At 68.9% G+C, this 26696-nt stretch carries 29 protein-coding genes; 20 read left to right on the top strand and 9 right to left on the bottom strand.

Features of this window, described 5'->3' with window-relative positions; translation table 11 throughout:
* Positions 1–164: 164 nt before the first annotated feature.
* The 3 genes from G3I60_RS26185 (at position 165) to G3I60_RS26175 (ending at position 3048) form a co-directional block, all read left to right on the top strand.
* Positions 165–461: a DUF6059 family protein gene (locus G3I60_RS26185; RefSeq protein ID WP_138356856.1), complete on the top strand. Its 297-nt coding sequence runs from the start codon at positions 165–167 to the stop codon at positions 459–461.
* Positions 462–567: 106 nt separating this feature from the next.
* Complete coding sequence (locus G3I60_RS26180) at positions 568–2295, top strand: fatty acyl-AMP ligase (protein WP_164293518.1); 1728 nt, start codon at positions 568–570, stop codon at positions 2293–2295.
* A gap of 147 nt (positions 2296–2442) precedes the next feature.
* The gene (locus tag G3I60_RS26175; protein ID WP_138356855.1) at positions 2443–3048 is read left to right on the top strand and encodes a DNA-binding response regulator; all 606 of its coding nucleotides are present in this window, start codon (positions 2443–2445) and stop codon (positions 3046–3048) included.
* Positions 3049–3064: 16 nt separating this feature from the next.
* Here the strand turns inward: G3I60_RS26175 and G3I60_RS26170 are convergent, their stop codons facing one another.
* The 4 genes from G3I60_RS26170 to G3I60_RS26155 form a co-directional block, all read right to left on the bottom strand.
* Positions 3065–4132: a sensor histidine kinase gene (locus G3I60_RS26170; protein WP_232485772.1), complete on the bottom strand. Its 1068-nt coding sequence runs from the start codon at positions 4130–4132 to the stop codon at positions 3065–3067.
* A gap of 115 nt (positions 4133–4247) precedes the next feature.
* Positions 4248–5879, bottom strand: coding sequence for a SagB family peptide dehydrogenase (locus tag G3I60_RS46875; protein WP_138356853.1), 1632 nt, complete (start codon positions 5877–5879; stop codon positions 4248–4250).
* Positions 5880–5917: 38 nt separating this feature from the next.
* Positions 5918–8203, bottom strand: coding sequence for a TOMM precursor leader peptide-binding protein (locus tag G3I60_RS26160; protein ID WP_164293520.1), 2286 nt, complete (start codon positions 8201–8203; stop codon positions 5918–5920).
* A 36-nt stretch (positions 8204–8239) separates the two neighbouring features.
* Positions 8240–8485, bottom strand: a complete 246-nt coding sequence (locus tag G3I60_RS26155; protein ID WP_138356851.1) for a hypothetical protein — start codon at positions 8483–8485, stop codon at positions 8240–8242.
* Between the two features lie 284 nt (positions 8486–8769).
* Here G3I60_RS26155 and G3I60_RS26150 point away from each other — a divergent pair, with 284 nt between their 5' ends.
* The 3 genes from G3I60_RS26150 (at position 8770) to G3I60_RS26140 (ending at position 11301) form a co-directional block, all read left to right on the top strand.
* A complete protein-coding gene (locus G3I60_RS26150; RefSeq protein WP_138356850.1) occupies positions 8770–9579 on the top strand; it encodes an AfsR/SARP family transcriptional regulator in 810 nt (269 codons plus the stop codon).
* A gap of 138 nt (positions 9580–9717) precedes the next feature.
* Complete coding sequence (locus tag G3I60_RS26145; protein ID WP_138356849.1) at positions 9718–10437, top strand: thioesterase II family protein; 720 nt, start codon at positions 9718–9720, stop codon at positions 10435–10437.
* Between the two features lie 21 nt (positions 10438–10458).
* Positions 10459–11301 (top strand): AfsR/SARP family transcriptional regulator, encoded by an 843-nt coding sequence (locus G3I60_RS26140; RefSeq protein WP_138356848.1) that lies wholly within the window; start codon positions 10459–10461, stop codon positions 11299–11301.
* A gap of 33 nt (positions 11302–11334) precedes the next feature.
* Here the strand turns inward: G3I60_RS26140 and G3I60_RS26135 are convergent, their stop codons facing one another.
* From G3I60_RS26135 to G3I60_RS26125, 3 genes are all read right to left on the bottom strand, one after another.
* Positions 11335–11703, bottom strand: a complete 369-nt coding sequence (locus G3I60_RS26135; RefSeq protein WP_138356847.1) for a SchA/CurD-like domain-containing protein — start codon at positions 11701–11703, stop codon at positions 11335–11337.
* Between the two features lie 173 nt (positions 11704–11876).
* Entirely contained in the window at positions 11877–12410 is a 534-nt protein-coding gene (locus G3I60_RS26130) for a hypothetical protein (RefSeq protein WP_164293522.1), read from the bottom strand.
* Complete coding sequence (locus G3I60_RS26125) at positions 12407–12868, bottom strand: DUF1772 domain-containing protein (protein ID WP_187145135.1); 462 nt, start codon at positions 12866–12868, stop codon at positions 12407–12409. The genes G3I60_RS26130 and G3I60_RS26125 overlap by 4 nt, the downstream gene beginning before the upstream one ends.
* A 248-nt stretch (positions 12869–13116) precedes the next feature.
* Between G3I60_RS26125 and G3I60_RS26120 the strand changes: the two genes are divergently transcribed.
* The 13 genes from G3I60_RS26120 to G3I60_RS26060 all read left to right on the top strand — a co-directional run bounded on the left by G3I60_RS26120 (position 13117) and on the right by G3I60_RS26060 (position 21297).
* Complete coding sequence (locus G3I60_RS26120) at positions 13117–13374, top strand: acyl carrier protein (protein ID WP_138356845.1); 258 nt, start codon at positions 13117–13119, stop codon at positions 13372–13374.
* 69 nt (positions 13375–13443) lie between these two features.
* A complete protein-coding gene (locus tag G3I60_RS26115) occupies positions 13444–13824 on the top strand; it encodes a SchA/CurD-like domain-containing protein (RefSeq protein WP_138356844.1) in 381 nt (126 codons plus the stop codon).
* A 203-nt stretch (positions 13825–14027) separates the two neighbouring features.
* Positions 14028–14363, top strand: coding sequence for a TcmI family type II polyketide cyclase (locus tag G3I60_RS26110; protein WP_138356843.1), 336 nt, complete (start codon positions 14028–14030; stop codon positions 14361–14363).
* Positions 14360–14788 (top strand): cupin domain-containing protein, encoded by a 429-nt coding sequence (locus G3I60_RS26105; protein WP_138356842.1) that lies wholly within the window; start codon positions 14360–14362, stop codon positions 14786–14788. Before G3I60_RS26110 ends, G3I60_RS26105 begins: the two co-directional genes overlap by 4 nt.
* Positions 14785–16062 (top strand): beta-ketoacyl synthase, encoded by a 1278-nt coding sequence (locus G3I60_RS26100; protein WP_138356841.1) that lies wholly within the window; start codon positions 14785–14787, stop codon positions 16060–16062. The genes G3I60_RS26105 and G3I60_RS26100 overlap by 4 nt, the downstream gene beginning before the upstream one ends.
* A gap of 2 nt (positions 16063–16064) precedes the next feature.
* Positions 16065–17306, top strand: a complete 1242-nt coding sequence (locus G3I60_RS26095) for a ketosynthase chain-length factor (RefSeq protein ID WP_138356840.1) — start codon at positions 16065–16067, stop codon at positions 17304–17306.
* Positions 17307–17347: 41 nt separating this feature from the next.
* Complete coding sequence (locus tag G3I60_RS26090; protein WP_164607790.1) at positions 17348–17803, top strand: SRPBCC family protein; 456 nt, start codon at positions 17348–17350, stop codon at positions 17801–17803.
* A gap of 27 nt (positions 17804–17830) precedes the next feature.
* A complete protein-coding gene (locus G3I60_RS26085) occupies positions 17831–18292 on the top strand; it encodes a DUF1772 domain-containing protein (RefSeq protein ID WP_138356838.1) in 462 nt (153 codons plus the stop codon).
* Between the two features lie 10 nt (positions 18293–18302).
* Entirely contained in the window at positions 18303–19055 is a 753-nt protein-coding gene (locus G3I60_RS26080) for an SDR family NAD(P)-dependent oxidoreductase (RefSeq protein WP_164293524.1), read from the top strand.
* A complete protein-coding gene (locus tag G3I60_RS26075) occupies positions 19055–19378 on the top strand; it encodes an antibiotic biosynthesis monooxygenase (RefSeq protein ID WP_138356836.1) in 324 nt (107 codons plus the stop codon). Before G3I60_RS26080 ends, G3I60_RS26075 begins: the two co-directional genes overlap by 1 nt.
* A complete protein-coding gene (locus tag G3I60_RS26070) occupies positions 19368–19688 on the top strand; it encodes an antibiotic biosynthesis monooxygenase (protein WP_164293525.1) in 321 nt (106 codons plus the stop codon). Before G3I60_RS26075 ends, G3I60_RS26070 begins: the two co-directional genes overlap by 11 nt.
* An 11-nt stretch (positions 19689–19699) precedes the next feature.
* Positions 19700–20437, top strand: a complete 738-nt coding sequence (locus G3I60_RS26065; protein WP_138356834.1) for an SDR family NAD(P)-dependent oxidoreductase — start codon at positions 19700–19702, stop codon at positions 20435–20437.
* Between the two features lie 2 nt (positions 20438–20439).
* On the top strand, positions 20440–21297 hold the full coding sequence (locus G3I60_RS26060) for an LLM class flavin-dependent oxidoreductase (RefSeq protein ID WP_164293526.1): 858 nt from the start codon (positions 20440–20442) through the stop codon (positions 21295–21297).
* A 175-nt stretch (positions 21298–21472) separates the two neighbouring features.
* On the opposite strand, the gene G3I60_RS26055 is transcribed toward G3I60_RS26060, so the two are convergent.
* Entirely contained in the window at positions 21473–23080 is a 1608-nt protein-coding gene (locus G3I60_RS26055) for an FAD-dependent monooxygenase (protein WP_138356832.1), read from the bottom strand.
* Positions 23081–23291: 211 nt separating this feature from the next.
* Here G3I60_RS26055 and G3I60_RS26050 point away from each other — a divergent pair, with 211 nt between their 5' ends.
* Positions 23292–24311 (top strand): methyltransferase, encoded by a 1020-nt coding sequence (locus G3I60_RS26050; RefSeq protein ID WP_138356831.1) that lies wholly within the window; start codon positions 23292–23294, stop codon positions 24309–24311.
* An 80-nt stretch (positions 24312–24391) separates the two neighbouring features.
* Here G3I60_RS26050 and G3I60_RS26045 read toward each other — a convergent pair whose 3' ends face one another.
* Positions 24392–26509, bottom strand: coding sequence for an MMPL family transporter (locus G3I60_RS26045; RefSeq protein ID WP_164293527.1), 2118 nt, complete (start codon positions 26507–26509; stop codon positions 24392–24394).
* Positions 26510–26696 lie beyond the last annotated feature (187 nt).

Genomic DNA, 26696 nt, shown 5'->3' with positions numbered 1-26696 from the left:
CGAGCGTCCGCCGCCGGGCTCGTGATCCGGTCGACGTCCCGTCAAGGAGATCCGGTGGAACCGGATCAGAACTTCCATGACTCGTGCTGGAGTCGTCCTTGAGCGGCTGCGGACACCATGGACGCAGCGCCGGACGGAGGCGCGGAATCCCACGGAGGCCTTAGATGAGCCAGCTCGCCAAGTGGTCTGTCACCTACTTCCTGGGCCCGGTCTACCGGGCGTTGGTGACCTACGGGACGTTCTACGTGCCCATCACCCCGTACCTCTACCCGTCGGGCCGGACCGCGGGGCTGGGACGGCAGCAGCGTAAGCCGGGCCACGACTACGCAGACCCGATCGCCGGCTACGCGGGCCCTGCCGACGGGCACCCGGAGACGGTCCGTCCGGACGTCCCGCTGAGTGCCTTCGAACGGGAAGCCGCCCGCCAGCTGGGCCTTGTCCACGAGTTCGAACGCCCCTGACCACTCAGGTTCAAGGCGGGTTTGAGGCGACGAGCTCATTCTGACCCCGTACGGCGACGCCAACGGGGGAGCAGCCTTGTCTGGACAAGCGGACTTCGCAGAATTAGTGCGGCAGCAAGCGCAGGCGCGGACCGGCCAAGAGGCCTTCGCCTTCACCGGGGAGGGACGCGACGGGGCCGCGACCGTCGACCGGATCACCTACGGCCGCCTCGACCGGGAGGCCCGGCGGCTGGGCGCCTGGCTGCAGGACCACAACGCGGCCGGTAAGCGGGTGTTGATACTCCAGGACCAGGGTCCGCTGTTCATCGCCTGCTTCCTCGGCTGTCTGTACGCCGGAGCGGTCGCGGTGCCCGCCCCGCCGCCGGGCGGTACCCGCCGGCACATCGAACGCGTCGCCGGCATCGTCAAGGACTCCGCCGCGTCGTTCGCGCTCACCGACTCCCGGCACGCGCCGGTCATCTCCCAGCTGCTGGCCGAGGCCGGCCACGGCGACGTGGTGTGCCTGGCGACCGACGCGCTGCCCGCCGACGCCATCGCGCCGGCCGACCCGGACGACTGGCGGCGCCCGGACCTCTCGCTGGACGACCTCGCCTTCCTGCAGTACACCTCGGGCTCCACCAGCGAGCCCAAGGGCGTGATGATCTCGCACCGCAATCTGCTCGCCAACCAGCGGGCGATCCAGCGGGCGATGGGCACCGGGGCCAGGTCCAGGATCGGCGGCTGGCTGCCCTTCCACCACGACATGGGCCTGGTCGGCCATCTGCTGCACCCGCTGTGGCTGGGCGCGCAGGGCGTGATCATGCCGGCGATGAGCTTCGTACGGCGTCCGGTGCGCTGGCTGCAGATGGTCTCCGAGTACGGGATCACCACCGGCGGCGGCCCCAACTTCGCCTATGAGCTGTGCGTACAGCGCGTCACCGACGAGCAGGTCGCCGAACTGGACCTCTCCCGCTGGGAGAACGCCGTCAACGGGGCCGAGCCGGTGCGGGCGGAGACGCTGTGCGCCTTCGCCGAGAAGTTCAAGCCCGCCGGTCTCGACCCTTCCGCGCTCTACCCCTGCTACGGCATGGCGGAGGCGACGCTGCTGGTGTCCGGCGGCATCCCCGGCAGCCGGGCGCCCCAGCTGCCGGTGGACGCCGGCGCGCTGGAGCGGCACCGGCTGGAGGACCCCATGCCCGGCCGGTCCGTCCGCACCCTCGTCGGCTCCGGTCTGGTCCGGGACTTCGACCTGCGGATCGTCGACCCGGAGAGCGGCCGGGTGAAGATGCCCGGGGCGATAGGCGAGATCTGGATCCGTGGCGACAGCGTCGCCCAGGGGTACTGGAACCGGCCATCGGAGACCGCGTACTCATTCCAGGCGGTCACCTCGACCGGTGAGAGCGGCTTCCTGCGCACCGGGGACCTCGGAGTGGTGCGGGACGGCGAGCTGTTCGTCACCGGCCGGCTGAAGGACGTCATGATCGTCGCCGGGCGCAATCTGTACCCGCAGGACGTGGAGCGCACCGTCCAGCGGGTGAGCGCCCTGTTCAGCTCGACGGTGGTCTTCGCCGTCGACTCCGACCGCGAGCATGTGGTGGTCGTCCAGGAGGTGAGGTCAGGGCGCACCTTCGACGCGGATCTGCCCGGCCTGGTGTCGGCGGTCCAGCAGAGCGTGTCGCGGGAGTTCGCGATGCCGGTGCGGAACGTGGTGCTGGTCCGGCCCGGGACGGTCCGCCGGACCACCAGCGGAAAACTGCAACGCGCCGCCATGCGCCAGCTGTTCCTCACCGACCGGCTCCGCCCCCTGCACGAGGTCGTCGACCCGGACCTCAAACGTCTGGTGCGGCACGGGTAGGACCGGCTCAGGACCGGGCCGGAGGTCGTTTCCTGCGACCATTGGTATCGGCCGTTCACGTAATCTGCTCATCCGTATGCCTAACGTGGCTGAATCTGCGATCCTGTGACCCGGAAGTTGGCAGTTGGGAGCCGGGAGGCGCGACGCATGATTCACGTTCTCCTCGCGGAGGACATGCACATGGTCCGCGGTGCGCTGGTCGCCCTGCTGAACCTCGAGGTCGACATCAAGGTCATCGCGGAGGTCGAGTCCGGGGACGAGATCGTGCCCACCTCCGTTCGGACACGCCCCGATGTGGCAGTGATCGACATCGACCTGCCGGGCATCGACGGTCTGACCGCCGCCGCGGACCTGCATGAGCAGATGCCGTCGTGCCGGACGTTGATCCTCACGAGCCTCGGCAGACCCGGCAACCTCCGCCGGGCCCTGGACGCGCATGTCTCCGGTTTCATCCTCAAGGACGCGCCGCCGGCCAAACTGGCCCAGGCGATCCGCAGCGTGCGCGCCGGAGAGCGGGTGATCGACTCCCAACTGGCCCTGGCCGCCTGGGACACCGGCGAGAACCCGCTCACCCGGCGGGAGGTCGAAGTCCTCCGGCTCACCGCCAACGGTGCGGAGGCGGTGGAAATAGCCGCCCGGCTGTTCCTGTCGGTCGGCACGGTCCGCAACTATCTGACGACGATTCTCGCCAAGCTCAACGCGCGTAACAAGGTCGACGCCATCAGGATCGCCCGCGACGCCGGTTGGCTGTAACGGCCCGGCGTGAGCTCTACGCCGCCGCGCCACTCAGCGGTACCAGGGCGGTCAGCCGGAACCAGCCGTCCTCGGCGGCCGCGGCGTTGAGCGTGCCGCCCAGCTCGCCGAGTCTCGTACAGAGGTTGTCGAGGCCCCTGCCGTCGCGCCGGGCGGTGACGGACGGGGAGGTGTTGAGCCCGTCGTTCTCCACCCGCAGGCGCACCACGCCCTTGTCCAGGATCGCTTCTATGACGCAGTTCTGCGCCTTGCTGTGCCGCAGCAGATTCGACACCCCCTCACGCAGCACGGTGGAGAGCACGGTGTTGACCCGGTCCTCGAGCGGGCCGCAGTCGACGGTCACCACGGTGGCTATGTCGGCCGAGACCAGCACGGCCCGGGTGGCGGCTATCTCGGCGGCCAGCGACATGTCGCGGTAACTGCTCGCCACCATGCGGACGTCGGACAGTGCCTGGCGGGAGATGGCCAGCATCGTCGAGATCTCCTCACAGGCGCGTTCCGGGTGGCTGTTGACCAGCCGGTAGACGAGCTCCCCCTTGAGGGTGATCGCGGAGAGGCTGTAGCCGAGCAGATCGTGCAGATCCCTGGCGACCCGGTCCCGCTCCCGGGCCACCGCCAGCCGGGCGAGTTCGGCGCGGGCGGCCTGTACCTCCACCAGCAGGTCTCCCAGCCGGGTGAGGCCGAAGACGGAGAGGCCGATGGTGCCGACACCACACGCGTAGTAGAAGGCGCTGAACCCGTCGGACCCGAGGTGCTGTTCGATGAAGAACATGCTGATCGCCACGGCCGACGCGCTGAGCCAGGAGACTTTGCCACGAAGGAACAACAGGAGTGATCCGGCGAAGTAGCCCGGCATCCCCACCCAGCTGTCCTTCAGGATCAAGAAGGGGATATAGGTGAGCAGCCCCTGCATCGACAGCGTCCAGATCCAGTAACGAGGTCTGTCACCGCCCCGATTGGGGAGGGAATGGAGGTTCTGCAGCAGGAATAGCGCAACGAGTATGCCGGCGCCCCATGCCATCTCCGAAGTCGGCACCTGGCGGGCCAGCATGCTGACGATTCCCAGCAGCAGATACCCCAGCATGGTCAAGGCCACGATCGCCCGGCCGAGCCGGGGCACAGGAATGTCGCCCCCTGGCAAATCGTGTTGTACCTGCCCCCGTACACCGACCATTACCTGTCTCCCCTGCAGCAATGGATCAGCGGTCATCGTGCTGAGCACCAGGCCGTGCCGGAAGACTACTCGCTACAGGCTGAACATGACCTGCTGTTGCCGCGCATCGTTCGCCCCAATCACTGTCATTGACGGGGTATCCCATGGCACTTTCTGCCTCCGCGGAGGTGTCGTCCGGTGCCAGCGGGCCGAGAAGGAGCTCGCCGATACTGGATTCCTCGCGCCAGTCCAGTCCGAAGGCCTGCGCCGACGTTTCGATGTCTCCGCTGCCCAGCGGCAGGGGAGCGAGCCGCATCGCCGTGGCGACCAAGCACATCGTCTGCTGGACCACGCCCACATGCTTGAGCGCGAGGGCGTACCACATACCGCTGTACTTCCATGACAACCTGCGGAAGCGGGCGGTGATGGTGATCAGGACCTGTGGCGTCGTGGTCATACCCGCGGCGGCGCTCGCCTGTGCGAGCAGTTCGGCAGCGGAGTTCGACGGGTCGTCCAGCCGTACCAGACAGTGGCCGTAGGGGTCGTAGTAGTAATTGCCGGCCGCCAGTCCCACGCAGCGGCTGAGAGTGATGTAGCACTCCAGCTCATAGGCCGATCCGCCACTCGGATAAGGACGGCTACTGGCGGGATAGGAGGCGGGCTCCAGACCGATGCTGCTGTAGAGGGAACGGATGCGCGCTATCCGGTAGAGGAACTCACCCAGTTGCCGATCACTGAGCGGCTCCTCCGCATAGGTGCGGGTGGACCGGCGGGTCTCCAGTACCGCGGTCAGCGGCGGGTCCGCCGCCAGCACCGTGTCGAGATCGGGCCGGTACAGCGGGATGCGTACGCCGTCGGGCGCGCTCTTGACCGCCGGTTCCGGGGACAGCTGGCCGAGATAGGGGAAAGTGGCCCCGAAGTCGCCGTCATGGCGGCCGAGCCGGGTGCGGGTGTGGAAGAGCAGTTCGTTCGGGGTCCAGGTGATGAGCGAGGGATCGTGGTCCTCGGCGAAGACCACCACCCCGTTCCCGTCCTGTTCGCCGAGCGTGACCATGCCGGCGGCGGCGAGGTAGGCGATGATGTCCGCCACCACGCCCTCCGCCACCGGCAGCGCGGCCGTTGCCGCTTTCAGAGTGGTCGCCTTGCCGAGCACCCCGATCACCCAGGCCGCCTCTGGCCGGCGGAACTGCGCCCGGTGCAGGGACAGCGCCGAGTCCAGGACCAGCAGCTCGTCCTTGGTCTGCAGTACGGCGAACCGGGAGAGTCTGATCGGCTGGTCGGGCGGCACCGCCCGGATGTCCAGCCGGGCGCCGCGGGCGATCGGGACCATGTCCAGGAGTTGCGGTTCGGTGTCGTCCAGGCCCAGCGAGCGGACGACGAGGTAGGAGACGCTGTCGAGGAGTGTGAGCAGGCGGGCCCGGTCGCTCGCGGTGATCTCGCCGTGCGGCCGGGGGGTGGCGCGCAGGATGTTCTCCAGGTCCACCGGCCCGAAGCTCATCCTGCGCAGCGATTCGTAGACCAGCTCATCGGGACCGGTCAGGAGCACGTCCCCCCACCGGCTGTGCAGCACCGCCCCGCCGGCGGAGGATGCCCGTTCCAGATGGACGTCCTCCCGTAGCGACCACAAGGAGACCCTGCGCAGGTCGGTGCCTACGTCCGGGCGTGGTTCTGAATGCACAGGAGGTCTCCTTCGGATGCGGTGTTGCGGACGCGATGTCAGAGGAAGAGAGGAACCGGATTGAGGTTCTCGTACCCCAGCGGCGTCGTGCGACGGCCGAGCAGGACCGGAACGTCGAACAGGCGGCCCGGTGCGAAGCGGGCCCAGAAGTGGCGCAGCCCCGGCACGATGACCTTGACGACCGGCAGGCCGATGTCGGGCCGCGTCTGATCGAGGACGAGCAGTTCCATTCCCTTGGCCTCCACCAGGCGCTGGATTCCCATGACGTCGTCGAGCAGGTCCGGATGGGCGGTGTACGGGTAGTCGTCCGGGGTGGACATCGGAGCCAGCGGATCAGGCAGCAGATACGGTTGGTTGGCGACGGTGGCGGTACGGCACCAATCCAGGATGTCGTTGCCCGAACACTCGTAACCCCCGCCGTCCGGGCGGGCGTTCATGACAAAGGGCAGCATCTGGTCGAGCTCGGTGAGTGCCCGGCGCAGCGCGACACGCATGTCGAAGTGGGCGCCGAGCCCGATCACGATGTCCTCGTCCTCCTTGTCCGTACGCCGGGACAGGGCCGCAACCGCGGGGATGCCGAAGTCGGCGGTCAGGTCCAGGGCCCACAGCTCGCGGTTCCGGCCCGCGTACAGGGAGCGCCGCTCGGCGATCCAGGGCTCCTCGAACGCGCTGAGACTGAGCCCCGGATGGCGGGTGCGGTTGTACCACCACAGGGCCGTCGAATCGCGCTCCACGAGTTCGAGGAAGCCCTGCACGATGGCGTCCTCCAGGCTGCTTCCGGCCGCACACCCGTTGGAGTCGGCCGAGCAGAAGCCGCCGCCGGAGGATTCGGGGGTGTTGTAGTACAGCATGCTGGTCGGCAGCAGCCGCTGCCGCTGCTCGGTGAGCGACCAGACCGGTGTCCAGTCCACGTCGGCGGTGACGTCGAACTCCTCGTTCACCTGTTGGAAGTCCCCGTGCGCAGCGTTCCAGCGGTCCCGGTCCGCGTACTGGCGCTCGTCGAAGAGCTGGCAGCGGTTCGGGTGGATGGCCGGCTCGCCGAGGTTCCGCAGCGAATCGCGTACGCGCAGTTCCTCGCCGGTGAACACACCGGAGAACCTCTCGAGCGCCTCGCACAGCGCCCCGACCTCGGCCTCCACCGAGGTCACACCTTTGCCGGCGCTCATACCGCGGAAGCCGTGCCGCAAGGAGCGCAGCCCCGGCGTCCCCAGCGCCATGTTGTGGCCCGCCCGGTACACCTGGAGTCCGGGTGGCGCGGCCGGGTCGGGGTCGAGCCGGCTCACCACCCCGGTCAGCGGGCTGACCTGCGTCCGGTAGCGGGCCAGGACGTTCTCGGGAGAGGCGGACCGGTCGCCGCTGCCGTTCGCGTACGCCTTGGAACGCGAACGCAACGGCAGCGGACGTCCGATCCGTTCGGTACTGAGAGAGGGATCCCCGCAGAAGGCGCACTGCGGGCGGCGCTGTACCGCGTGATGACGGGCCGTCATCGTGAAGTTGTCCAGGGTCAGTACGGACTGCTGCCCGTGGTAGCGGTGCCCAGCCATCCATTTCGCCGCTTCGAGAGCCACCATGTGCAGTCCCACCCCCTGGCTCGGGGGTATGGAGGCCTGCGGAATCAGCAGTGGACCGGAACGCCCCAACGTGCGCTGGACGTGATTCTCCACTTCCCGGTGACCGCGCAGTCGGTGGGCGAGGCAGTTCCAGCACGGGCCCTCACCCGGCTGGAACACGGGGCCGAGCCAGATGTCGGCCCCGTGCGGCTTCGCCAGCAGCCACGGCCGTCCGGCCGCGCGATGCGATGCGTCGACCGCGGCCAGTTCGCTGGCCAGGTAGTCGTCGCAGACCACGACGGACAGGTCGGCGCCCGGAATTCCGCAGCTGGACCCCGTCACCGCGGAGGTGGCGTGGACCGACACCCCGGTGGCCTGCAGCGCGGCCCTTACCGCGCTGCCGTCGACCGCGCCGACCGTGAGAATGCGAACCGATCCGTCCGCCAGCCGGGCCGCGGTCTGCGCGCCGTCGAGCCCGGCCAGTTCCCAGAACGCGAGCCCCGTCCTGGCCGGGTTCTCCAACGTGCGTGCGGTACGCCGGAAGTCGACCAGTGCGGCATTGGCGAGTTGCGCCAATACGTATCCGATTTGCTCCGGGGCGAGTTCCCGTCCGGCGTCCCGGATTATCTCGTTGATTCCCCGGCGGCCGTCCATGAGCGGAGCCATGAGCTCCAACTGCGGACAGTCGATCATCTTCACGTCCCGCTCGGAGAAGAGATATGTCCCTTCGCCCGGTATTACCTCAGCGCGCAGATGAGCCTTGAACTCCGTCATAGCAGCATCCCCCTGTGCCGGCACGGTTTTAGTGGATCATCCCTTGGCGCAGAAACAACTGACGGAGCCGCGTGCCTTCATCTCACCCGTGAAGTCCTCGATCACCAGCGCCAGTTGCGGTGCCGGCGGGAGGGCGGGGGTGCTGACGTCGCCGGCGACGTGCAAGCCGAACTCGGCGAGTACCTGGGAGGGGTTCTGTGCGTACCGGAGGCTTAAGGCCGGCTCGATCCAACTGAGCGCCACCAGCTCCGCGAAGCGCCAGTCCTGCTCTATTGCGTCCATTCTCGTTCTCCAGTTCTGTGACCTGTTCATGGCCGGTTGATGCGTTCCTGGCGGTACACCGAGGAGTGTGCGGCTGAAAATCGGGCAGCGAACAGTGGGTCGGTCATGGAACTCATGTGAAGATTTCATGATCTCGGAATCCCGCCCTCCCCTGAAACCCGTGAAGATCTCACTGTTCAGGTCAATGCCCTCGATGGGAACCTTTGCTCGTGCTCCTATGTGCGCAGCGATCGCCGGGTCGAGACGACACAACGGCGGCGTGGAACGGGGAGAGGACGGCACCGATGGAGATCAACGTCTTGGGACCATTGACGGCGAGCGAAGCCGGCACTTCGATTGTGCCGAGCGCCGCCAAGCCGCGGCAGATCCTGGCCGTTCTCGCTCTGAACGCCAACCATGTCGTGACTGTCGCCAGGTTGATGGAGGAGCTGTGGGGTTCCGATCTGCCGCGCAGTGCTCCGACGACGCTGCAGACGTACATTCTGCAGCTCCGCCGGAAACTGAGCGCGGCGCTGGGGTCGGTCACCGGAGCGAAGGACGTGCTGGCCACCCGGCACAGCGGCTATCAGCTGAGCATGGACTCCGCGGCCATCGACGCCTGGCAGTTCGACCAGCTGACGGTGGCGGGATACGCGGCCTACGAGGCCGGGGACGTCGCCCGGGCCTCCCGCCGGCTGAGTGATGCACTGAACCTGTGGCGGGGGCCGGCGCTGGTCGACCTGCAGCACGGAACGCTGCTCGAGGTCGAGGTGATGCGGCTGAGGGAAAGCCGCCTCGCGGCGCTGGAGCGCCGGCTCGACGCCGACCTGGCCATGCGCCGGCACCATGAGTTGCTCGGCGAACTGGCCGGTCTGACCGCGGAATTCCCGCTGCACGAGAACCTGCACGCACAATTCATGCTGGCGCTCTACCGGTGCGGCCGCCCTTCGCAGGCGCTCGAGGCATTTCGCCGGCTGCGGTCCGGTCTCGTGGACGAGCTGGGGCTCGAGCCTTCCGCCCGGGTGCAGCGCCTGCAACGGGCGATTCTCTCCGCGGACCCGGTACTCGACGGGGTTCACCCCGGCGCGGTGGTCGGAGTGGCGAGTATCGGCTGAGGCCCGGCCGGCTGCTCCAGCCTGCGTCCAGTGACCTTCCAGGCGGCCTGTGGACGATCGCGGCATCCGTCCGGATGCGGGCGGAACAAGTCCAGGAGGCGGTCGGCTGTGGGTGGATATCTGGCGGTGAGACCAAAAATGGCCGCCAGGCTTCGGCTCTTCTGCTTTCACCACGCGGGTGGCGGCGCAATGTCGTTCGCTCGATGGCAGAATCGTTTCGGCTCTGACATTTCCGTTATCCCGGTACGGCTCCCCGGACGTGAGACGCGATTGCGTGAAGAGCGCGTCACCGATGGAGAACAGTTGTCGCGCGAGCTGGAAGCCGAGCTGGGGCCCTTTCTCGACCGACCTTACGCCCTCTACGGGCACAGTCTCGGCGCCCTGGTCGCCTACTCCTTCGCCCTCCACCACCACAGGTCGGGAGGACGTCCGCCCGAGGTGCTGACGGTCGGAGCCTGCTCCGCACCGCACTTGGGGATGCCGGACCTGGAGGGTGCGGAAGGGTCCGACGAACGGGTGCTCTCGGTGATGAGGGCGTCCGGCGGCATCACCAGCCAGCTGCTGGACCGGCCGCAGTGGCTGCAACTCACGATGGCGATCATGCGGGACGATCTGCTGCTCGCCGCCGGCCTGCGGGCCGCGGCGGGAGACCCGCTCCCGTGCCCGGTGCTGGCCGTGTCCGGCCAGGACGACCTGCTGGTACCGCCGGGTGCGGTACATGCCTGGTCCCGCTACGCGCCCGAGGGTTTCCGGACGGGCTCGGTGCCCGGGGACCACTTGTTCGTAAGGGACGCCGACCTGGCCGATCTGCTGCGCGCCGAGCTCGAAGAGCGGCGTCCGCTGGAACCGGCCATCTGACCCTCGAGAGGAGCCGAGAAGATGGACATTGGTGTGCTTGGCCCCTGCCGGGTGACGCAGGCGGGACAATCAGTCGTCCCGACTGCGATCAAGCCCCGCAAGGTGCTCGCCCTGCTCGCCCTGCAGCCGGACCGGGTGGTCTCGGTGAGTTCGCTGATCGAGGAGTTGTGGGGCGGCAATCCGCCGCGCAGCGTGCAGACCACCCTGCAGACGTACATCCTGCAGATCCGGAACCTGATCACCAGGTCACTGGCCGGTGAGGACCAGCGCGATCTGCCGCTGGGAGCCAAGAGCGTCCTGGTCACCGAGGCGGGAGGCTACCTGCTGGACACCCAGGGCGGTGTGGTGGACTCCGTGGAGTACGAGCGGCTGGCGGGTGCCGGCCACCGGGCCCTGGAGTCCGGCGACCACTCCGGGGCAGCGCTGCTGTTCCAGCAGGCGCTCGCACTGTGGCGCGGCCCGGCGCTCGTGGACGTGCAGGTCGGCCCGTTGCTGGAGGCGGAGGTGACTCGGCTGGAGGAATCGCGGATGAGCATCCTCAGCCAGCGCATCGAGGCCGATCTGCAGCTCGGCCGGCACCACGAGATTCTGGGCGAACTGGCCGGGCTGGCTGCCCAACACCCCACGCACGAGAGGTTGCAGGGTCAGCTGATGCTCGCCCTGTACCGGGCCGGCCGCCGGGGCGGCGCCCTTGAGGCCTACCACCGCATGCGCGTGGTGCTCGGCAGGGAACTGGGACTCGACCCGTCCGCGGCGTTGCAGGAACTGCAGCAGGCGATGCTCGCGTCGGACCCGGGACTCGAATGCGACCCGGTCGGTTCGCTGACCGGCGGGGGACCGCTGCGAGTGGTGCGGGCCGGCTGACCGGCACAGTGACAGGGCGGGCCGGCGCGTGGATCACGATTCGCGGGCCGAGATCTGGGTCAGGCAGGTGAGCAGGCTCCGGTTGAAGGTGGCGATGAAACCCTCCGGCGTACCGGTGTCGCGGGGCCGTGAGAGATACGGGGCGAGCTTGCGCTCCACCTCCTGGACGCCGGGCTGGGAGGCCATGAAGCGGGCCACGTCCTGGAGGTCGCCTTCGTACTCGATGACCCGGACCATCGTGGCGTCCCTGATGAAGACAGCGGTGGCGAGGATCCGGGTCGTCTCCGCGCCGTCGGCGCCCTCGACGACGGGGGAGCCCACCCGACGGAATCCGCCGAAGATCTCCCCGATCTCCTTCTCATAACCGGCCTTGATGTCGTAGGTGATGGCGGCGAACGGCATGGGCGGCCTCCGAAGGCGGCAAGGGGGTCGGCGGACCTGCTCGGTCCCGCCGATGCGGGCCGGGAACGGCCCCGGCACCTATCGTCACCCTCGCGCTCTCGCGGCACTGGAGCGCTGCTCGGCCCCCGCACGAGATGTTCGCGCGAGGGCCGGGCCGACTCGGGTGATCGTGGCTATGTGCCGGCTGCGTCCTGCGCCCCGGGATGCGCGGGGGCAGGAGGCCGGGGGGCGGACAGTCGTACGTCGATGAGACTGAGCCCGTACCGTTCGACCGCGTCCCGCAGATCCGCGGTGGTCGGCGGGCGGTCCGGGTGGATCGTGAGGTCGAGCCGGCGCTGCGCGGCGGGACCATAGAGGCGGATCAGCCGGAGATAGCCGTTCGCGATCCGGACCGGGTCCGTCACCAGATCCAGGCGGGCGGGCCGGCGGTCCCCCTGCCAGGTGATCTCGGCATCCCCACCCCCCGCGAAGTTGTGCCGCCAGTTGCCCGAAGTGGCCAGCACCAGATCCTCGTCGAGGGTGTGCGCGCCCACCGGGATGGTGAACGCCCGCCCCGTGCGCCGGCCGGTGAAGTGCAGCAGCAGCAACCGCTGCGCCATGGGTCCCGGAGCAGGCGCGGACAGCGCGGCGATCACGGCCGCGTTGTCAGGCAGGCCCTCGTCGCCAGGCCGTCCCAGTTCGATCAGGGGCCGCGCGGTGGGGCTCATCGGAGCACTGCCACGGCCGAGGCGGTCAGGATCAGGGCCACGATCGCGAACGCGGTACGCAACGCATGCCAGTTGCGCCACTGCTGACGCGGGTCCTGCCAGTCGGGGCTGAGGTTGTTCTCGTCCTGGCTCTTCACCCGGTTGTTGATCGGCACGTTCCGGGTCTGGGAGACAACGGCGACACCCACCATGAAAGCGCCCGCCACGGCGAACAGCGGCCGGCTCGCGGTGGACTCGGTCCGGAAGGCCGCGAAGACGTCGACGACCACGGAGGTCATGACGAGGTACGGCATGATGTGGTCGTAGCGGCGGCCGAGAAGCCTGTGCGTCGTGATGTACCGGTCCGCAGGCATCGCGATCAACGCGGGCATGACACTGATCGCCACGGCGAACAGCACTCCGGCGACGATGCCGGTGCCCAGGATCACGGCGACGCTCAGCACTTGCAGCAACACCATGCTCATCCCTCTCTCGACTGTGGGTCCACGGTCAGTTCGCGGCAACGTCGCAGGGATCTCTCGGCGGGTACTGGAAGACCGGTCGAATCCGGGACGCGGCCGCGGGCCGGGCTCCGCAGCACCGCGGCGCCGGGGGAGCGCTCGCGACCGCCCCGGCCCACTCCGGCTCAAGTCCTTCTGGAGGAAGGGTGGTCACGCTGCCGTCCGGGTCCTTCAGCGGGCTCACGACAGTGAGGAGAGGAAACCGGATGAGTGATTTCACTCTGCAGGAGCTGACCGCGAAGCTGCGCGAGTGCGCGGGCGAGCCCGACGGTGTCGACCTCGACGGAGACGTCCAGGACACCCCCTTCATGGAACTCGGATACGACTCGCTCGCGCTGCTCCAGGTGACCGGTGTCATCAAGCGGGAGCGCAGGATCGACCTTTCGGACGACGCCGTGGTCGAGGCGGAAACACCGCGCATCCTGCTGAAGATGATCAATACCAGCCTGGCGCAACCCAGCTGACCAGCACGGCACGGCCGTCCCGCCGGGCGACCGGTCGCTGTCGAGATCGAATTCTGTGGGAGGAATCGGATGCCGTACGGAGCGATCATGTACCGGGTGAAGCCCGGTCACGAGGATGAGATCGCCAAGATCTTCGAGAATTTCAACCGGGTGGACACCGCGGACCTGCGGTCCGACGACGGTCAGCAGACCGGTCGCATTCTCGGGACCGGACTCTTCATCAAGGACGATGTGATGGTCCGGGTCATCCACTACGAGGGTGATCTGGCTGCCGTGGGCAAGCACATGGCCACCCAACCGGGCGTGCATGCGGCCGAGGCCCGGTTGGCTCCCTATCTGCAGGAGGAGCGGGACACATCGTCCCCGCGGGCGTTCGGCGAGTACTTCCGGAATGCCTCCATGCGCAGCCTCCTCCAACTCGACGTGGAAACGCTGGAGACCAAGGCGTGACCGCACCCTGACGGGGTCGTCTCCCGGAGCTCCGTGCGATCGGGCCGATCGCACGGAGCTCCGGCGCGTCCCCGGCCGGCCGCCCGGCCCACCGGCTCCGACGCGCTCCGATGCGCGATGCAGTCCGATTCGAGCAGGTCTTTAGAGCCAGCTGTGACGGTTCCGGCTGATGGTTCGAGGAACTCGTATGAAGGAGGTCGACGGTGCACCGGACATTAATCGTGGCGAAGATGCAGCCGGGTAAGGCAGACGACATCGCGAAGATCTTCGCTGAGTCGGATGCGTCGGATCTGCCGCACATGATCGGCGTGTCGCGACGGACCCTCTTCGCTTTCCACGATCTGTACTTTCACCTGGTCGAGGCGGACGAGGACATCACCGACGGCCTCTACCGGGCGCGCAGCCACCCGCTCTACGACGACATCAACCGCAAGCTCGCGGAGTGCGTGTCACCGTACGACCCGAACTGGAAAGAGCCCAAGGACGCCATGGCCGTGCCCTTCTACGTGTGGACTCCGGAGCAGGGGAGGATCCAATGACCACGCAGCAGCCTGTGCGCATCTCGGCGAACGAGGTCGCGTCCAACCGCAAGCGCGGTGGCGACATCCGGGTAACGCTCAGTCCGGTGACTGCGGGCTCGACCTCGGGCTTCGGCGGAGTGATGTACCTGGACCCGTCGGAGTTCGTGACCGAGCACTACCACCCGTACTCCGAGGAGTTCATCCACGTCATCGCCGGAGAACTGGAGATGACGCTCGACGGTGAACCGCTCAAACTCGGCCCGGGGGACTCCCTGCTGGTGCCGATCGGTGTACGCCACCGGCTGGTCAACATCGGTGAGGTCCAGGCGCACTGTGCCTTCCACCTCTCCCCGTTGGCACCCCGGCCCGACCTCGGCCATGTGGACACCGAGAAGCCGACCAACCCCCAGGCGCCCAACCCGAACGTGGGCGGGGCCCCGTGAGCCGTCGCGCGGTGGTCACCGGGATCGGTGTCCTGGCACCAGGAAGCCTGGGCCGAGAGGGCTTCTGGGATCAGCTCTCCGCCGGCCGCACCGCCACCCGGCGCATCACCCTCTTCGATCCCGCGCCGTTCCGCTCCCAGGTGGCCGCGGAAGTCGACTTCGATCCGGCCGCCGCCGGTCTGACCCCCCAGCAGATCCGCCGGATGGACCGTGCCGCGCAGTTCGCCGTGGTGTGCGCACGCGAGGCGCTCGCGGACAGCGGAGCCGAACTCGCCGCGCTCCCGCCGGAGCGGATCGCGGTGTCCATCGGCAGCGCGGTCGGCTGCACCATGGGCCTGGAGGAGGAGTACGTCACCCTCAGCGACGGCGGCAAGAACTGGCTCGTCGACAGCAGTTACGGGGTACCGCACCTCTACGGCTACATGGTGCCCAGCACCCTGGCGGTGGAGGTCGCCCACGCGGTGGGAGCCGAGGGCCCCGTGTCCCTGGTCTCCACCGGCTGCACCTCGGGTCTGGACTCCATCGGACATGGAGTGCAGCTGATCGAGGAGGGTTCCGCCGACATCGTACTGGCGGGCGCCACCGACGCCCCGCTCTCCCCGATCACCGCCGCCTGCTTCGACGCGATCAAGGCGACCACGCCGAACAACGCCGACCCGGAACACGCCTCGCGGCCGTTCGACCGGGACCGCGACGGCTTCGTCCTGGCCGAGGGCTCGGCGGTCCTCATCCTGGAGGAGAAGTCGGCCGCGGAAGCTCGCGGCGCCCGCATCTACGGGGAGTTCGTCGGGTTCGCCGGACGCAGCAACGCCTTCCACATGACCGGTCTCAAGGCCGAGGGCCGGGAGATGGCGGAGGCCATCAGGGCCGCCCTCGACCAGGCGAAACTCGACCCGACCGCCGTCGGCTACATCAACGCCCACGGCTCGGGCACCAAACAGAACGACCGGCACGAGACCGCCGCGTTCAAGCGGAGCCTGGGCGACCACGCCTACCACGTGCCGGTCAGCTCCATCAAGTCCATGGTCGGCCACTCGCTGGGAGCGATCGGTTCCATCGAGGTCGCGGCCTGCGCGCTGGCCCTGGACCGCCAGGTGGTCCCGCCCACCGCCAACCTGAAGAACCCCGACGCCGAGTGCGACCTGGACTACGTGCCGGTCACCGCCCGGGACCACGCCATGGATGTGGTGCTCAGCGTGGGCAGCGGATTCGGCGGCTTCCAGAGCGCGATGGTGCTGGCCAGGCCCGGCGCTGTCCCGTATGAGAGGAGCTGACGGTGAGCAGCGCGACGAACGGATCGTCGGCCGCCCCGGTGATCACCGGTCTGGGAGTCACCGCGCCGACGGGTCTGACGGCGGACGAGCACTGGGCGGCGGTCCTGGCCGGGAAGCCGGCCATCGGCCGGATCACCCGTTTCGACCCGTCCAGCTATCCGGTCCAACTCGCCGGAGAGGTAGCGGACTTCGACACCAAGGCCAGGGTGCCCAGCCGACTGATCCACCAGACGGACCGCTGGACCCACCTGGGTCTGTCCGCCGCCGCCGAGGCGCTGGAGGATGCCGAGGTGGTGCCGGCCGAACTGCCCGAGTTCGAGATGGCCGTGGTCACCGCGGCTTCCTCCGGCGGCACCGAGTTCGGCCAGCACGAGATGGAGAACCTGTACCAGCACGACCCGTCCTGGGTCGGTGCCTACCAGTCGATCGCCTGGTTCTACGCGGCGTCCACCGGTCAGATCTCCATCCGGCACGGCATGCGCGGACCCTGCGGTGTGCTCTGCTGCGAGCAGGCCGGCGGGCTGGACGCGATCGGGCAGAGCCGTCGGCTGCTGCGTGGCAGCTCCCGGCTGGTCGTGACCGGCGGAACGGACGCCTCGCTGTGTCCGTACGGCCTGACCGCCCAGTTGAGCACCGGGAACCTGTCCACCGTCAGCGACCCGGGACGGGCCTACCTGCCGTTCGACACCGCGGCCAGCGGCTATGTGCCCGGTGAGGGTGGCGCGATGCTGATCCTGGAACGGGCCGCGGACGCGGAGGCTCGCGGCGCCGGCGGCTACGCCCGGGTGCTCGGTTACGCGGCGGGGTTCGACCCGGCCCCCGGATCCGAGCGCCCGCCGGCGCTGCGCCGCACTCTGGAGGCGGCCCTCGCGGACGCCGGAGTGACACCCGCCGGGGTCGACGTGGTCTTCGCGGACGCGTCGGGTGTTCCCGCACAGGACGCGGCGGAAGCCGCGGCGATCCGGGCCGTTTTCGGGCCGGGCAGCGTGCCGGTCACGGCTCCCAAGACGCTGACCGGACGGCTCTACGGCGGTGGTGCGGCCCTCGACGTGGCGACCGCCGCGCTGGCCCTGCGTGACCAGGTGATCCCACACACCGTCGGACCCGAGTCACCGGTTCCCGGGTACGGCCTGGATCTGGTGCTCGGCGAACCACGGGCCGCCGCGCTGCGCACCGTACTGGTCCTGGCCCGGGGACACGGCGGTTTCAACGCGGCCTTGGTACTGGGACGTCCGGCTTCCTGACAGCGGAGCGGGACGAAGGCGAGAGACAAGGGAGAGTGGCGATGGCCGGGCACACCGACAACGAGATAGTGATCAACGCACCGATCGACGAGGTCTGGGAGACCACCAACGACGTGGTCAACTGGCCGGATCTGTTCAGCGAGTACGCCAAGGCCGAGATCCTGGAACAGGACGGGCACACCGTGACGTTCCGGCTGACCATGCACCCGGACGACGAAGGCCGGGTGTGGAGCTGGGTGTCGGAGCGCACCCCCGACCCGGTGACCCGCACGGTGCGCGCGCACCGGGTGGAGACCGGGCCGTTCGAGTTCATGAACATCTACTGGGAGTACACCGAGACGCCCGAAGGCGTGCGGATGCGCTGGGTGCAGGACTTCCACATGAAGCCGCAGGCACCCGCGGACGATGCCGGCATGACCGAACACCTGAATCGGAACACTGCCATCCAGATGAAGCTCATCAAGGACAAGGTCGAGGCCGCTTCCCTCCGGAAGTAGCCGCGGACGTACCCCCGGAGGTCACCGGTGCCCGCTCTCCTCATCCCTCTCGTGCTGCTGATGAACGGGCTCGCGGCCGGATGCATGCTCGGTACGCTGCTCGGCGGCTGGCCACTGCTCGCGGGTCTGCCCGACGACGGCTACGTCCGGACCCACGCGTTCTTCTCCGGCCGCTACGACCCGTACATGCCCATCTGCACGCTGGGCACCCTGCTGGGCGACAGCGTTCTCGCCGCCGGTGTGGGTGACGGCTGGGCCAGGGCCTGCTTCACCGCCGCGGCACTGCTCGCGCTCTGCACCGTGGTCATCTCCTTCGCCAAGAACGTCCCCGTCAACCGGTGGATCCGCACCGTGGACCCGGACAACCTGCCTACCGGCTTCGACGCCACGGAGCGCCGCAGCCAGTGGGGCCTGTGGAACAAGCGGCGCAGCGTGATCACCATGCTCGCCCTGCTGTCCAACTGCGCGGCGCTGGCCACGCTTCTTTGAGGAGGAACAGATGGATCTCGAACTGCAAGGAAAGAAGGCGCTGGTCACCGGCGGCACCCGTGGTGTCGGACGCGGCATAGTGCTCGCACTGGCCCGCGCCGGCGTCGATGTCATCACCTGCTACCTACAGGAAGGGGAGCGGGTCGCCACCCTGGAGCGCGAGCTCAAGGAGATCGGCGGCGACCACCACGTGCTGCGCGCCGACCTGAGTGACCCCGCGCAGGTCGCGAGCCTGCTGGAGCAGGCGGGCAGCCTGTACGGCCACCTCGACCTGGTGGTCAACAACGCGGGCACCATCAGCCACATCCCCTACGCGAAGCTCCCGTTCGAGGAATGGCAGCGCATCGTCGCCACCAACCTCACCGCCACCCACCTGGTGACGCAGAACGCCCTGCCGCTACTGGGCGAGGGCTCCTCCGTCGTGAGCATCGGATCCAAGGGCGCGGAGGCGGGGATCCCGCTGCGGGCGCACTACACGGCGACGAAGTCGGCACTGGTCGGGCTCACCCGCTCGCTCGCCAAGGAGCTGGGCTCCCAGGGTATCCGGATCAACGTGGTCGCCCTCGGCGTCATCGAGACCGAGGCGCTCCACGACCTGCCGCAGGAGCAGCAGGACCTGATGGTCCAGCGCTACAGCAGCAAGACCGCGCTCGGCCGGCTCGGCCGGACCGACGAGGTCGCCGGCGCCATCCTGTGGCTCGCCAGTGACCTGTCCCGCTACGTCACCGGTGCCACCATCTCGGTCGACGGGGGAATCTCCTGATGGCCGGCGGAGCCTTCCGGGTGATGCTGGAAATGACGATCAAGCCCGGTCTGTCGGCGGAGTTCGAGCAGGAGTGGCGCAGCGGTACCGACGCGGTCACCGGCCACCCCGCGAACATCGGCCAGTGGCTGGCTCGCAGCACCGCCGACGAGGACACCTACTACATCGTCAGCGACTGGGTCGACGAGACGGGCTTCCGGGCGTTCGAGGACGGCAAGGCGCACGTCGCCCATCGCGAGCGACTGCACGCCTACCGCGCCTCGGCGACCTTCGACACCATGCGGGTGGTCGAGCACATCCAGGGAGCCGCCCATGCCGCCTGAGGTGGGCGAGGTCCTGGTGATGATCCATCACCAGGCCCGGGACGAGGCCGAGCTGGCCGCGGTACGCGAGGCGTACCACGTGGTCAGCCGGCGGCTCGCCGACGTGCCGGGAATGCTCGCCAATGAGTTGCTGCAGTCCGCCCTCGACCCCTCGGCCCTGACCGTGGTGAGCCGGTGGGCGGATCTCGCGGCCTTCCAGTCATGGGAAGAGGGCGCCGGGCACCGCGCGGACACCGCTCCGCTGCGGCCGTACCGCGACACACGACTCTCCGCTCCGTTCGGTATCTACCGGGTCGACGCGGCGTACTGAAGGAGGAGCAGATGGAGCAGGGACTGGCCGGCAAACGCGTACTGATCACCGGCGGTACGCGCGGCATCGGAAGGGCGGCGGCACTGGCCTTCGCGCGCGCCGGCGCTCGCGTCGTGGTGGTGTCGCGCAGCGCGGGGGAGGACGGCGAGTCACTCGCCCGCGAGTTGAAGGAGACCGGTGACGGACATCTGCTGCTGCGCGCGGACGTGACCGACGCCGCCGACGTCCGTACGGTGGCCGCACAGGTGAGGGAGGCCGTCGGGGGGCTCGACGTTCTCGTGAACAATGTCGGAGTGGACGGCCAGGTCTGGTTCGCGGAGCTGCCCGAGTCCGAATGGCACCGGGTTTTCGACCACAACGTCACCTCGGCCTACCTGATGACCCAGGCCGCGCTCGACCTGCTCGTCGACGGTGCCTCGGTGGTGAACATCGGATCCTCGGTGGCGCTGCGCGGCCGGGTCCGCGGAGTGCACTACACCGCCTCCAAAGCCGCGCTGATCGGGCTCACCCGCGCGCTGTGCAAGGAACTCGGGCCTCGTTCGATCCGCGTGAACACCATCGCGCCGGGTCTCACCGAGACCGAACCGGGCGCCGGTCTGCCGCCGGAGGCCGTGGAGCGGATCGTCGGGATGACCGCGCTCGGCCGGATCTGCACTCCGCAGGACGTGGCGGGCGCCGTGCTCTTTCTGGCCGGCGACACCTCCCGCTACATCTCGGGCGCCACGCTCAATGTCGACGGCGGGGTCTGACCGTGGACATCGGACTCGGGCTGCCCACCACCGTTCCCGACAAGTCCGGGCCCGGACTGGCCGCCTGGGCGCGTGCGGCCGAGGACTCAGGCTTCACCACTCTGGGCGTGCTGGACCGGCTGGTGTACGACAACTTCGAACCGTTGATGTCGCTGGCGGTGGCGGCCGCGGTCACCACCCGCATCAAGCTGGCCAGCACCATTCTCATAGCCGGCTATCGCGGTGGGGCGGCGCTGCTCGCCAAGCAGACGGCGACCCTCGACGCGGTCTCCGGGGGGCGGTTCACGCTCGGTGTCGCCGCCGGAGGCCGTGACGACGACTACAAGGCCACCGGCGCCGACTACGCCGGTCGGGGAGCACGGCTGGACGAACTCCTCGGTGAACTCCGCGACATCTGGAGCGGGGAGGGTCCGGGGCCCGTCATCGGTCCGCTCCCCGCCGGGCAGGGCGGTATCCCGCTGCTGGTCGGAGGCCATTCCCGGACCGCGATGAGGCGTTCGGCGAGATTCGGCACCGGCTGGATCGCGGGCGGCAGCTCGGCCACGGCCTACGGGGAACTGGTCCGCCAGGCACAGCACGAATGGACGCTGGCCGGGCGCACCGAACGGCCCAGGATGGTCTCGCTGGTGTACGCGTGCCTCGGCCCGGACGCCGGATCGACGGCGGGCCGCTATCTGCGCGACTACTACTCGTTCATCGGCGTGAAGGCCGAACGGGCCGCCAGCGGCGTGCTCGTGGACGCGGCGCAGATCCGTGACGCGGCCCAGGCGTACGCGGAGGCCGGTTGTGACGAGCTGATCCTGCTGCCGTGCACCGCGGACCCCCAGCAGGTGAGTCTGCTCGCGAAGGCGGCCCTGTAGCCCCTTTCAGGGACTTCGCACACAAGATTCCGGCCCGGACTCGTACCATGAGTCCGGGCCGGAATCTTGTGTGCGTGTTGGCCTGCGGGTGGGGCCGCGGGGCGGTGGAGTGCCGGAGGCGCCCGTCACGTCAGGTGTGACGGGCGCCTCCGGCGGCTGTGGGACGGAGCTGTGGTTACCCGAGGCCGGCGGCCCGGGAGAGGACCTCGGTCAGCACCTGCTGCGGGTCTGCCACCGGCCCCTGCGAGCGCCATGCGACGAACGCGTCCGGGCGGACCAGTACCGCGCCACCCGGGCCCACGCCGTACACCGAACCCCAGTCGCGCTCCTCGCCCGGTGTCAGCTCGGCGCCAGGGCCCACCAGGTGGGCCCTGAGCGGCACACCGAGCTCTGCGGCGGCCTTCACCGCGGACTCGGCCCACGCGGCGCCGGAGGCGTCCGTGAGGAGCACGTAGGAGTCCCAGAACAGGTCGATGGTGGAGAGCTTCGAACCGTTCCGCTCCACCCATAGGTGCGGCGCCCTGGTGCCGGGCTCGCCCTTCAGTTCCAGGTGCGGAGTGAGCACCGGACCGGTCTGGTCGTGAGTGATGGCCTCCGACTTGTACCGGTACCCGAGGGTGATGATGATGTCGTCCACCATCGTCGCCCGGTCCTCGTCGGTGGCGTAGCCGTGCCGGATGCGGTTGCGCACCATGGCCTGCTCGGCCATGGCGGAGCCGACCGCGTGCCGCTCCTCGTGGTAGCTGTCCAGCAGGACGTCCCCGGCCCAGCCCTTGATGACGGCGGCCAGTTTCCACGACAGGTTGTGCGCGTCGTGGATGCCGGTGTTGGCTCCGAACCCGCCGGCAGGCGGGTGCAGATGGGCGGCGTCCCCGGCCAGGAAGATCCGTCCGGTCCTGAACCGCTCGGCGACCAGCTGGGCGCCCTGCCAGGGAACCTTGGCGACGATCTCCACGTCCATGTCGGGACGGCCGGAGCCGGTCCTGACGATGTCGATGCAGCGCTCGTCGGTGAAGTCCTCGGGCTTCTCGCCCTTGTCCGGGAAGTAGATCGGGGCGGCCAGGAAGGGGTCGCAGCCGTGCAGCCGGGACAGGCCCATCAGAGTCCCGTTGACATTGGCGTAGCACAGGATGAACGGGCGGTGCTTGATCAGTGATTCCAGCTCCGGAGCCTTGAAGTAGATGCTCAGAGCGTCGAACACCGTTCCGCGGCCGCTGCGTTCCACGCCCAGCTCGGTCCGCACATGGCTGTTGGCGCCGTCCGCGCCGACCAGGTAGCCGGCCCTGATGGTGTAGCGCCGACCGGTCTCCAGCTCCTCGGCGACGGCCGTCACGCCCTCGTCGTCCTGGGTGAACTCGATCAGCTTGGTTCCGAACCTGATGTCGGCACCGAACTCCCGGGCCTTGTCGACCAGGACCCGCTCGTAGCGGTCCTGGCCGCAGCCCATCACGCGTTCGGGGCTGACGGTGGGTCCGTCCAGTGAGGGCGACTCGAGGACGACGGCGTTGTCGATGTCGGCGAAGGTGTCGACCTGGATGATCCCGCCCTCGAAGAAGGGGTGCGAGTCTCCCATCTCCAGGGCCCGGATGTCCTTGCCGATTCCGGCGGCACGGAACAACTCCAGGGTGCGCGACTGCAGGCCGGGGGCCCGCGGCAGCGTGGAGGTCGCCGTGCGCTTTTCCAGCAGAAGAGTACTGATCCCGTGGCGCCCGCTGAACAGGGCGGTGGACAGCCCGACCGGTCCGGCACCGACGATCAGTACAGGGATGTTCACGTCATACATGCGTATCCCCTCAGGAACACTGCCATGCGGACTGTCCGCGGCACAGGTAAGGGGTACTGACCGGTGCTCAAGGATGCCTGGCCTCCCGGTCGGGTCCGTTGGCCCGCCTGCGGTTCGAGGCGTGTTCGAGGTCAGCTCCACGGCCGGCTGCGAGCGTCACGACGATGACACCGGCGCCTGGTGGCCAGGCGTCCAGGAAGGAGTCCGCCCGATGACGACCACCCCCCCGGACGTCAGTACGGCCGCCGGGATCCTCCGGCTCGGCAACGCGTTCTGCGATGCCAAGGCCCTGCTGACCGCCGTGGAACTCGATCTGTTCACGCAACTGCAGGAGGCCCCGTCCGGCGGGGCGACCGCCGAGGAGATCAAGGGGCTGCTGTCACTGCACGGCCGGGGCCTCAGCGACTTTCTCGATCTGCTGGTGGCCCTGAAGGTGCTGCAGCGCACCGACGGCGTCTACCGCAACGCGCCGGGTACGGCCAAGCACCTGGTCCGCACCGGGGACGCCTATGTGGGTGGCTTCCTGCTGCGGTCCAGCCGCAACCTCTACCCGGCCTGGGGTCGGCTGGAGGAGGCGCTGCGCACCGGCAAGCAGCAGTCGGGCAGCCACTACGACGAAGTCACGCAGAACCCCGCGATCCTGCGCCAGTTCATCGGCAGCATGGATGCCTTCACCAACGTTCTCGGTGCCCAGCTGATCGAGGCGTTCGACTGGTCCGGATTCACGTCCGTACTGGACGTCGGTGGCGCCCGGGGCAATCTGTGCTCCCAGATCGTCAAGGCCCAGCCGCATCTGGCCGGGCATGTCTTCGATCTTCCGGAGATGGCGCCCTTCGCGAAGGAACTCGCCGAGGAACTCGGCATCCCCGGCAAGGTGGAGTTCCACGGCGGCAGCTTCTTCAGCGACCCGCTGCCGCAGGCTGAGATCGTGGTCATGGGCCATGTCCTGCACGACTGGGACCCCAGCCAGCGCAGCTACCTCATCCACAAGGCGTACGACGCTGTACTGCCCGGTGGAACGCTGCTCGTCTACGACCGGATGCTCGACGACGAGCCGGAGCACGCCGAGAACCTGGTGATCAGCCTCGACATGCTGCTGGTCACCGACGGCGGTTCCGAATACCCGGCCGCGGAGATCGTCGGATACGCGGAGCACGCCGGCTTCGCCGGCACCGAGGTCAAGCTGCTCGGCGACTACGACACGCTCGTTGTCGCCCGTAAGGCCGCCTGAGCACCGCCACTGCCGTACACAGCACTCCGCCCCCGGTCCTCTTCCAGGACCGGGGGCGGAGTGCTGTGTACGGGGCTGTGTCAGCTCGCCGGCTCGGGCTCCGGCTGCTTGTCCGCGACCCCGGTGCGGGACCGCGGGATCTGCGTGCCGAACACGCGGCGGGACGGCCACCAGGTGCGGTCGTCCAGCTGCAGCGCGAGCGCTGGAACCAGCAGGGACCGGACCACGATGGTGTCGAGCAGCACGCCGAACGCGACGATGAACGCCTGCTCGGCCATCGACACCATCGGCAGGACCGCCAGCGCCGCGAAGGTCGCGGCCAGCACCACGCCGGCCGAGGTGATGACCCCGCCGGTGCGCTGCAGCGCGGTGAGCGTGCCGGCCCTGGTGCCGTGCGCCAGCGACTCCTCCCTCACCCGGTGCATGAGGAAGATGTTGTAGTCCACACCGAATGCCACCAGGAACACGAAGCCCATCAACGGGACCGACGGGTCGGCGTTGGCGAAGTGGAAGACGTGATTGAACACCAGTGCGGAGATTCCCATGGTGGCCGCGTACGACAGCACCACGGTGCCGATGAGCAGCAGCGGCGCCACCAGCGCCCGCAGTAGCAGCGCCAGCACGATCAGAATCGCCACCAGCACCAGCGGAACCACGACCTTGAGGTCCCGGATTCCACCGGCCCGGGTGTCGATGGAGATGGCGGTGAAGCCGCCGACCTTGGCATCCGCGTCCGGAACCGCGTGCACCGCGACCCGGATCTGCTTGACGGTGGCCACGGCCGCCGGTCCGTCGGGGGTGGCGGCGAGCACCGCGTCGACCTCGGCCAGCCCGTTGACCACCTTGTTCAGCCGGGTGACGGAGGTGACACCGCTCACCTTGCTCGTGGCCGCGACGACCTGGTCCGCCGCGGCGGCCTTGGTGATGATGGACACCGGCGTGCCCGCGCCGCCCGCGAAGTGGGCGCCGAGGACCTTCTGGCCGGTCGAGGAGTCGGTCGTCTTGGTGAAGCTGTCGGTGATGGCGATCCCGGACGCCTTGAACTGCGGGACGAAGCAGGCAGCGAGCAGCAGCACGACGCCCGCGGTGAGCCAGACCCTCCTGGGCTTGCGGCCGACCAGGCCCGCGACCCGGCCCCACAGACCACTACCGGTGCGCTCGGCGGTACCGAAGGCGGGCCGGAACGGCCAGAAGACGCCACGGCCGGCGAGGGCCAGGACGGCGGGGATGAAGGTCAGTGCGGCCAGCATGGAGGCCGCGACGCCGATCGCGGCGACCGGTCCCATGCTGCGGTTGCTGTTGAGGTTGCTGAAGAGCAGGCACAGGGTGCCCAGGATGACGGTACCGCCCGAGGCCAGCACCGGCTTGAGGATCGCTCGCCAGGCGGTGCCCAGGGCCTCGTACTTGTTCTGGGTGCGGCGCAGTTCCTCCTGGTAGCGGGCGATGAGCAGCAGCGAGTAGTCGGTGGTCGCGCCGACCACCAGCACTGACAGCACGCCCTGGCTCTGGCCGGTGAAGGTGATCGAGCCGTGCTTGGCGAGCCCGTAGACCACGGCCCCGGCCACGCCGCTGGCGCACATGACTCCGAGCAGGACCAGGAACGGCAGCGTGGGACTGCGGTAGACCAGCAGCAGGACCAGGATCACCAGTCCGACGGCGACCAGCAGCAGCTGCCCGTCGATATTGCTGAACGCCCCGGCGAAGTCGGCGAACATCCCGCCGAGTCCGGTGACATGCCCGGCCAGCCCCGGGTGCTGCGACGCGTTCGCCCGCAGCACCTTGACCGCGTCGCTGACCGGCTGGGCCTCGTTGACGAGCGGAACGGTGAACTGCAGGGCGCGGCCGTCCTTCGACACGCTCACCGGGCTCACCGGGCCGCGCAGACCGGCCAGCTTGCCCGCGGCGGCGGCGTCGGACCGTACGGCGGCCTGGTCGGCGGAGGTGACACCGGACGCCCGTTCGTAGACCACTACGGCGGGGTAGGTCTTGTTGTCGGAGAACGTGGACTGCAACTGGTCGGCGTGTACTGACTCGGCCTTGGCGGGCAGGTACGCCGCGCCGTCGTTCGTGGCCACATCGCCCAGTTTCTGACTGAACGAGCCGGTCGCACCGCTCACCAGGAGCCATCCGAGGATGAGCAGCAGCGGCACCAGCCACCGCAGCCGGCGACCTGACGCCTCCGTGCGCCTAGGGGTCATGGTGGGGTTCCTCCGTACATTCGGTGACACATCGCGTGATGCGGGGGTGCTCATGGTCCCGCTCGGGGCTTGAGCGCAGGTCGAGCGACCGGCGCGTACAATTTCGGCCCCTGTTGGCCTGAAGCGGGCCTGTATCGGGGGAGTCCCGCCCGCTGGCCCGGCCGGTGACCGGCCCTTTCGAGCACCC

It is taken from the genome of Streptomyces sp. SID13666, from assembly GCF_010548325.1.
GTDB lineage: Bacteria > Actinomycetota > Actinomycetes > Streptomycetales > Streptomycetaceae > Actinacidiphila > Actinacidiphila fildesensis.
Note: the sequence above shows the minus strand (reverse complement) of the source record. Positions and strands in the feature narration are given on the sequence as shown.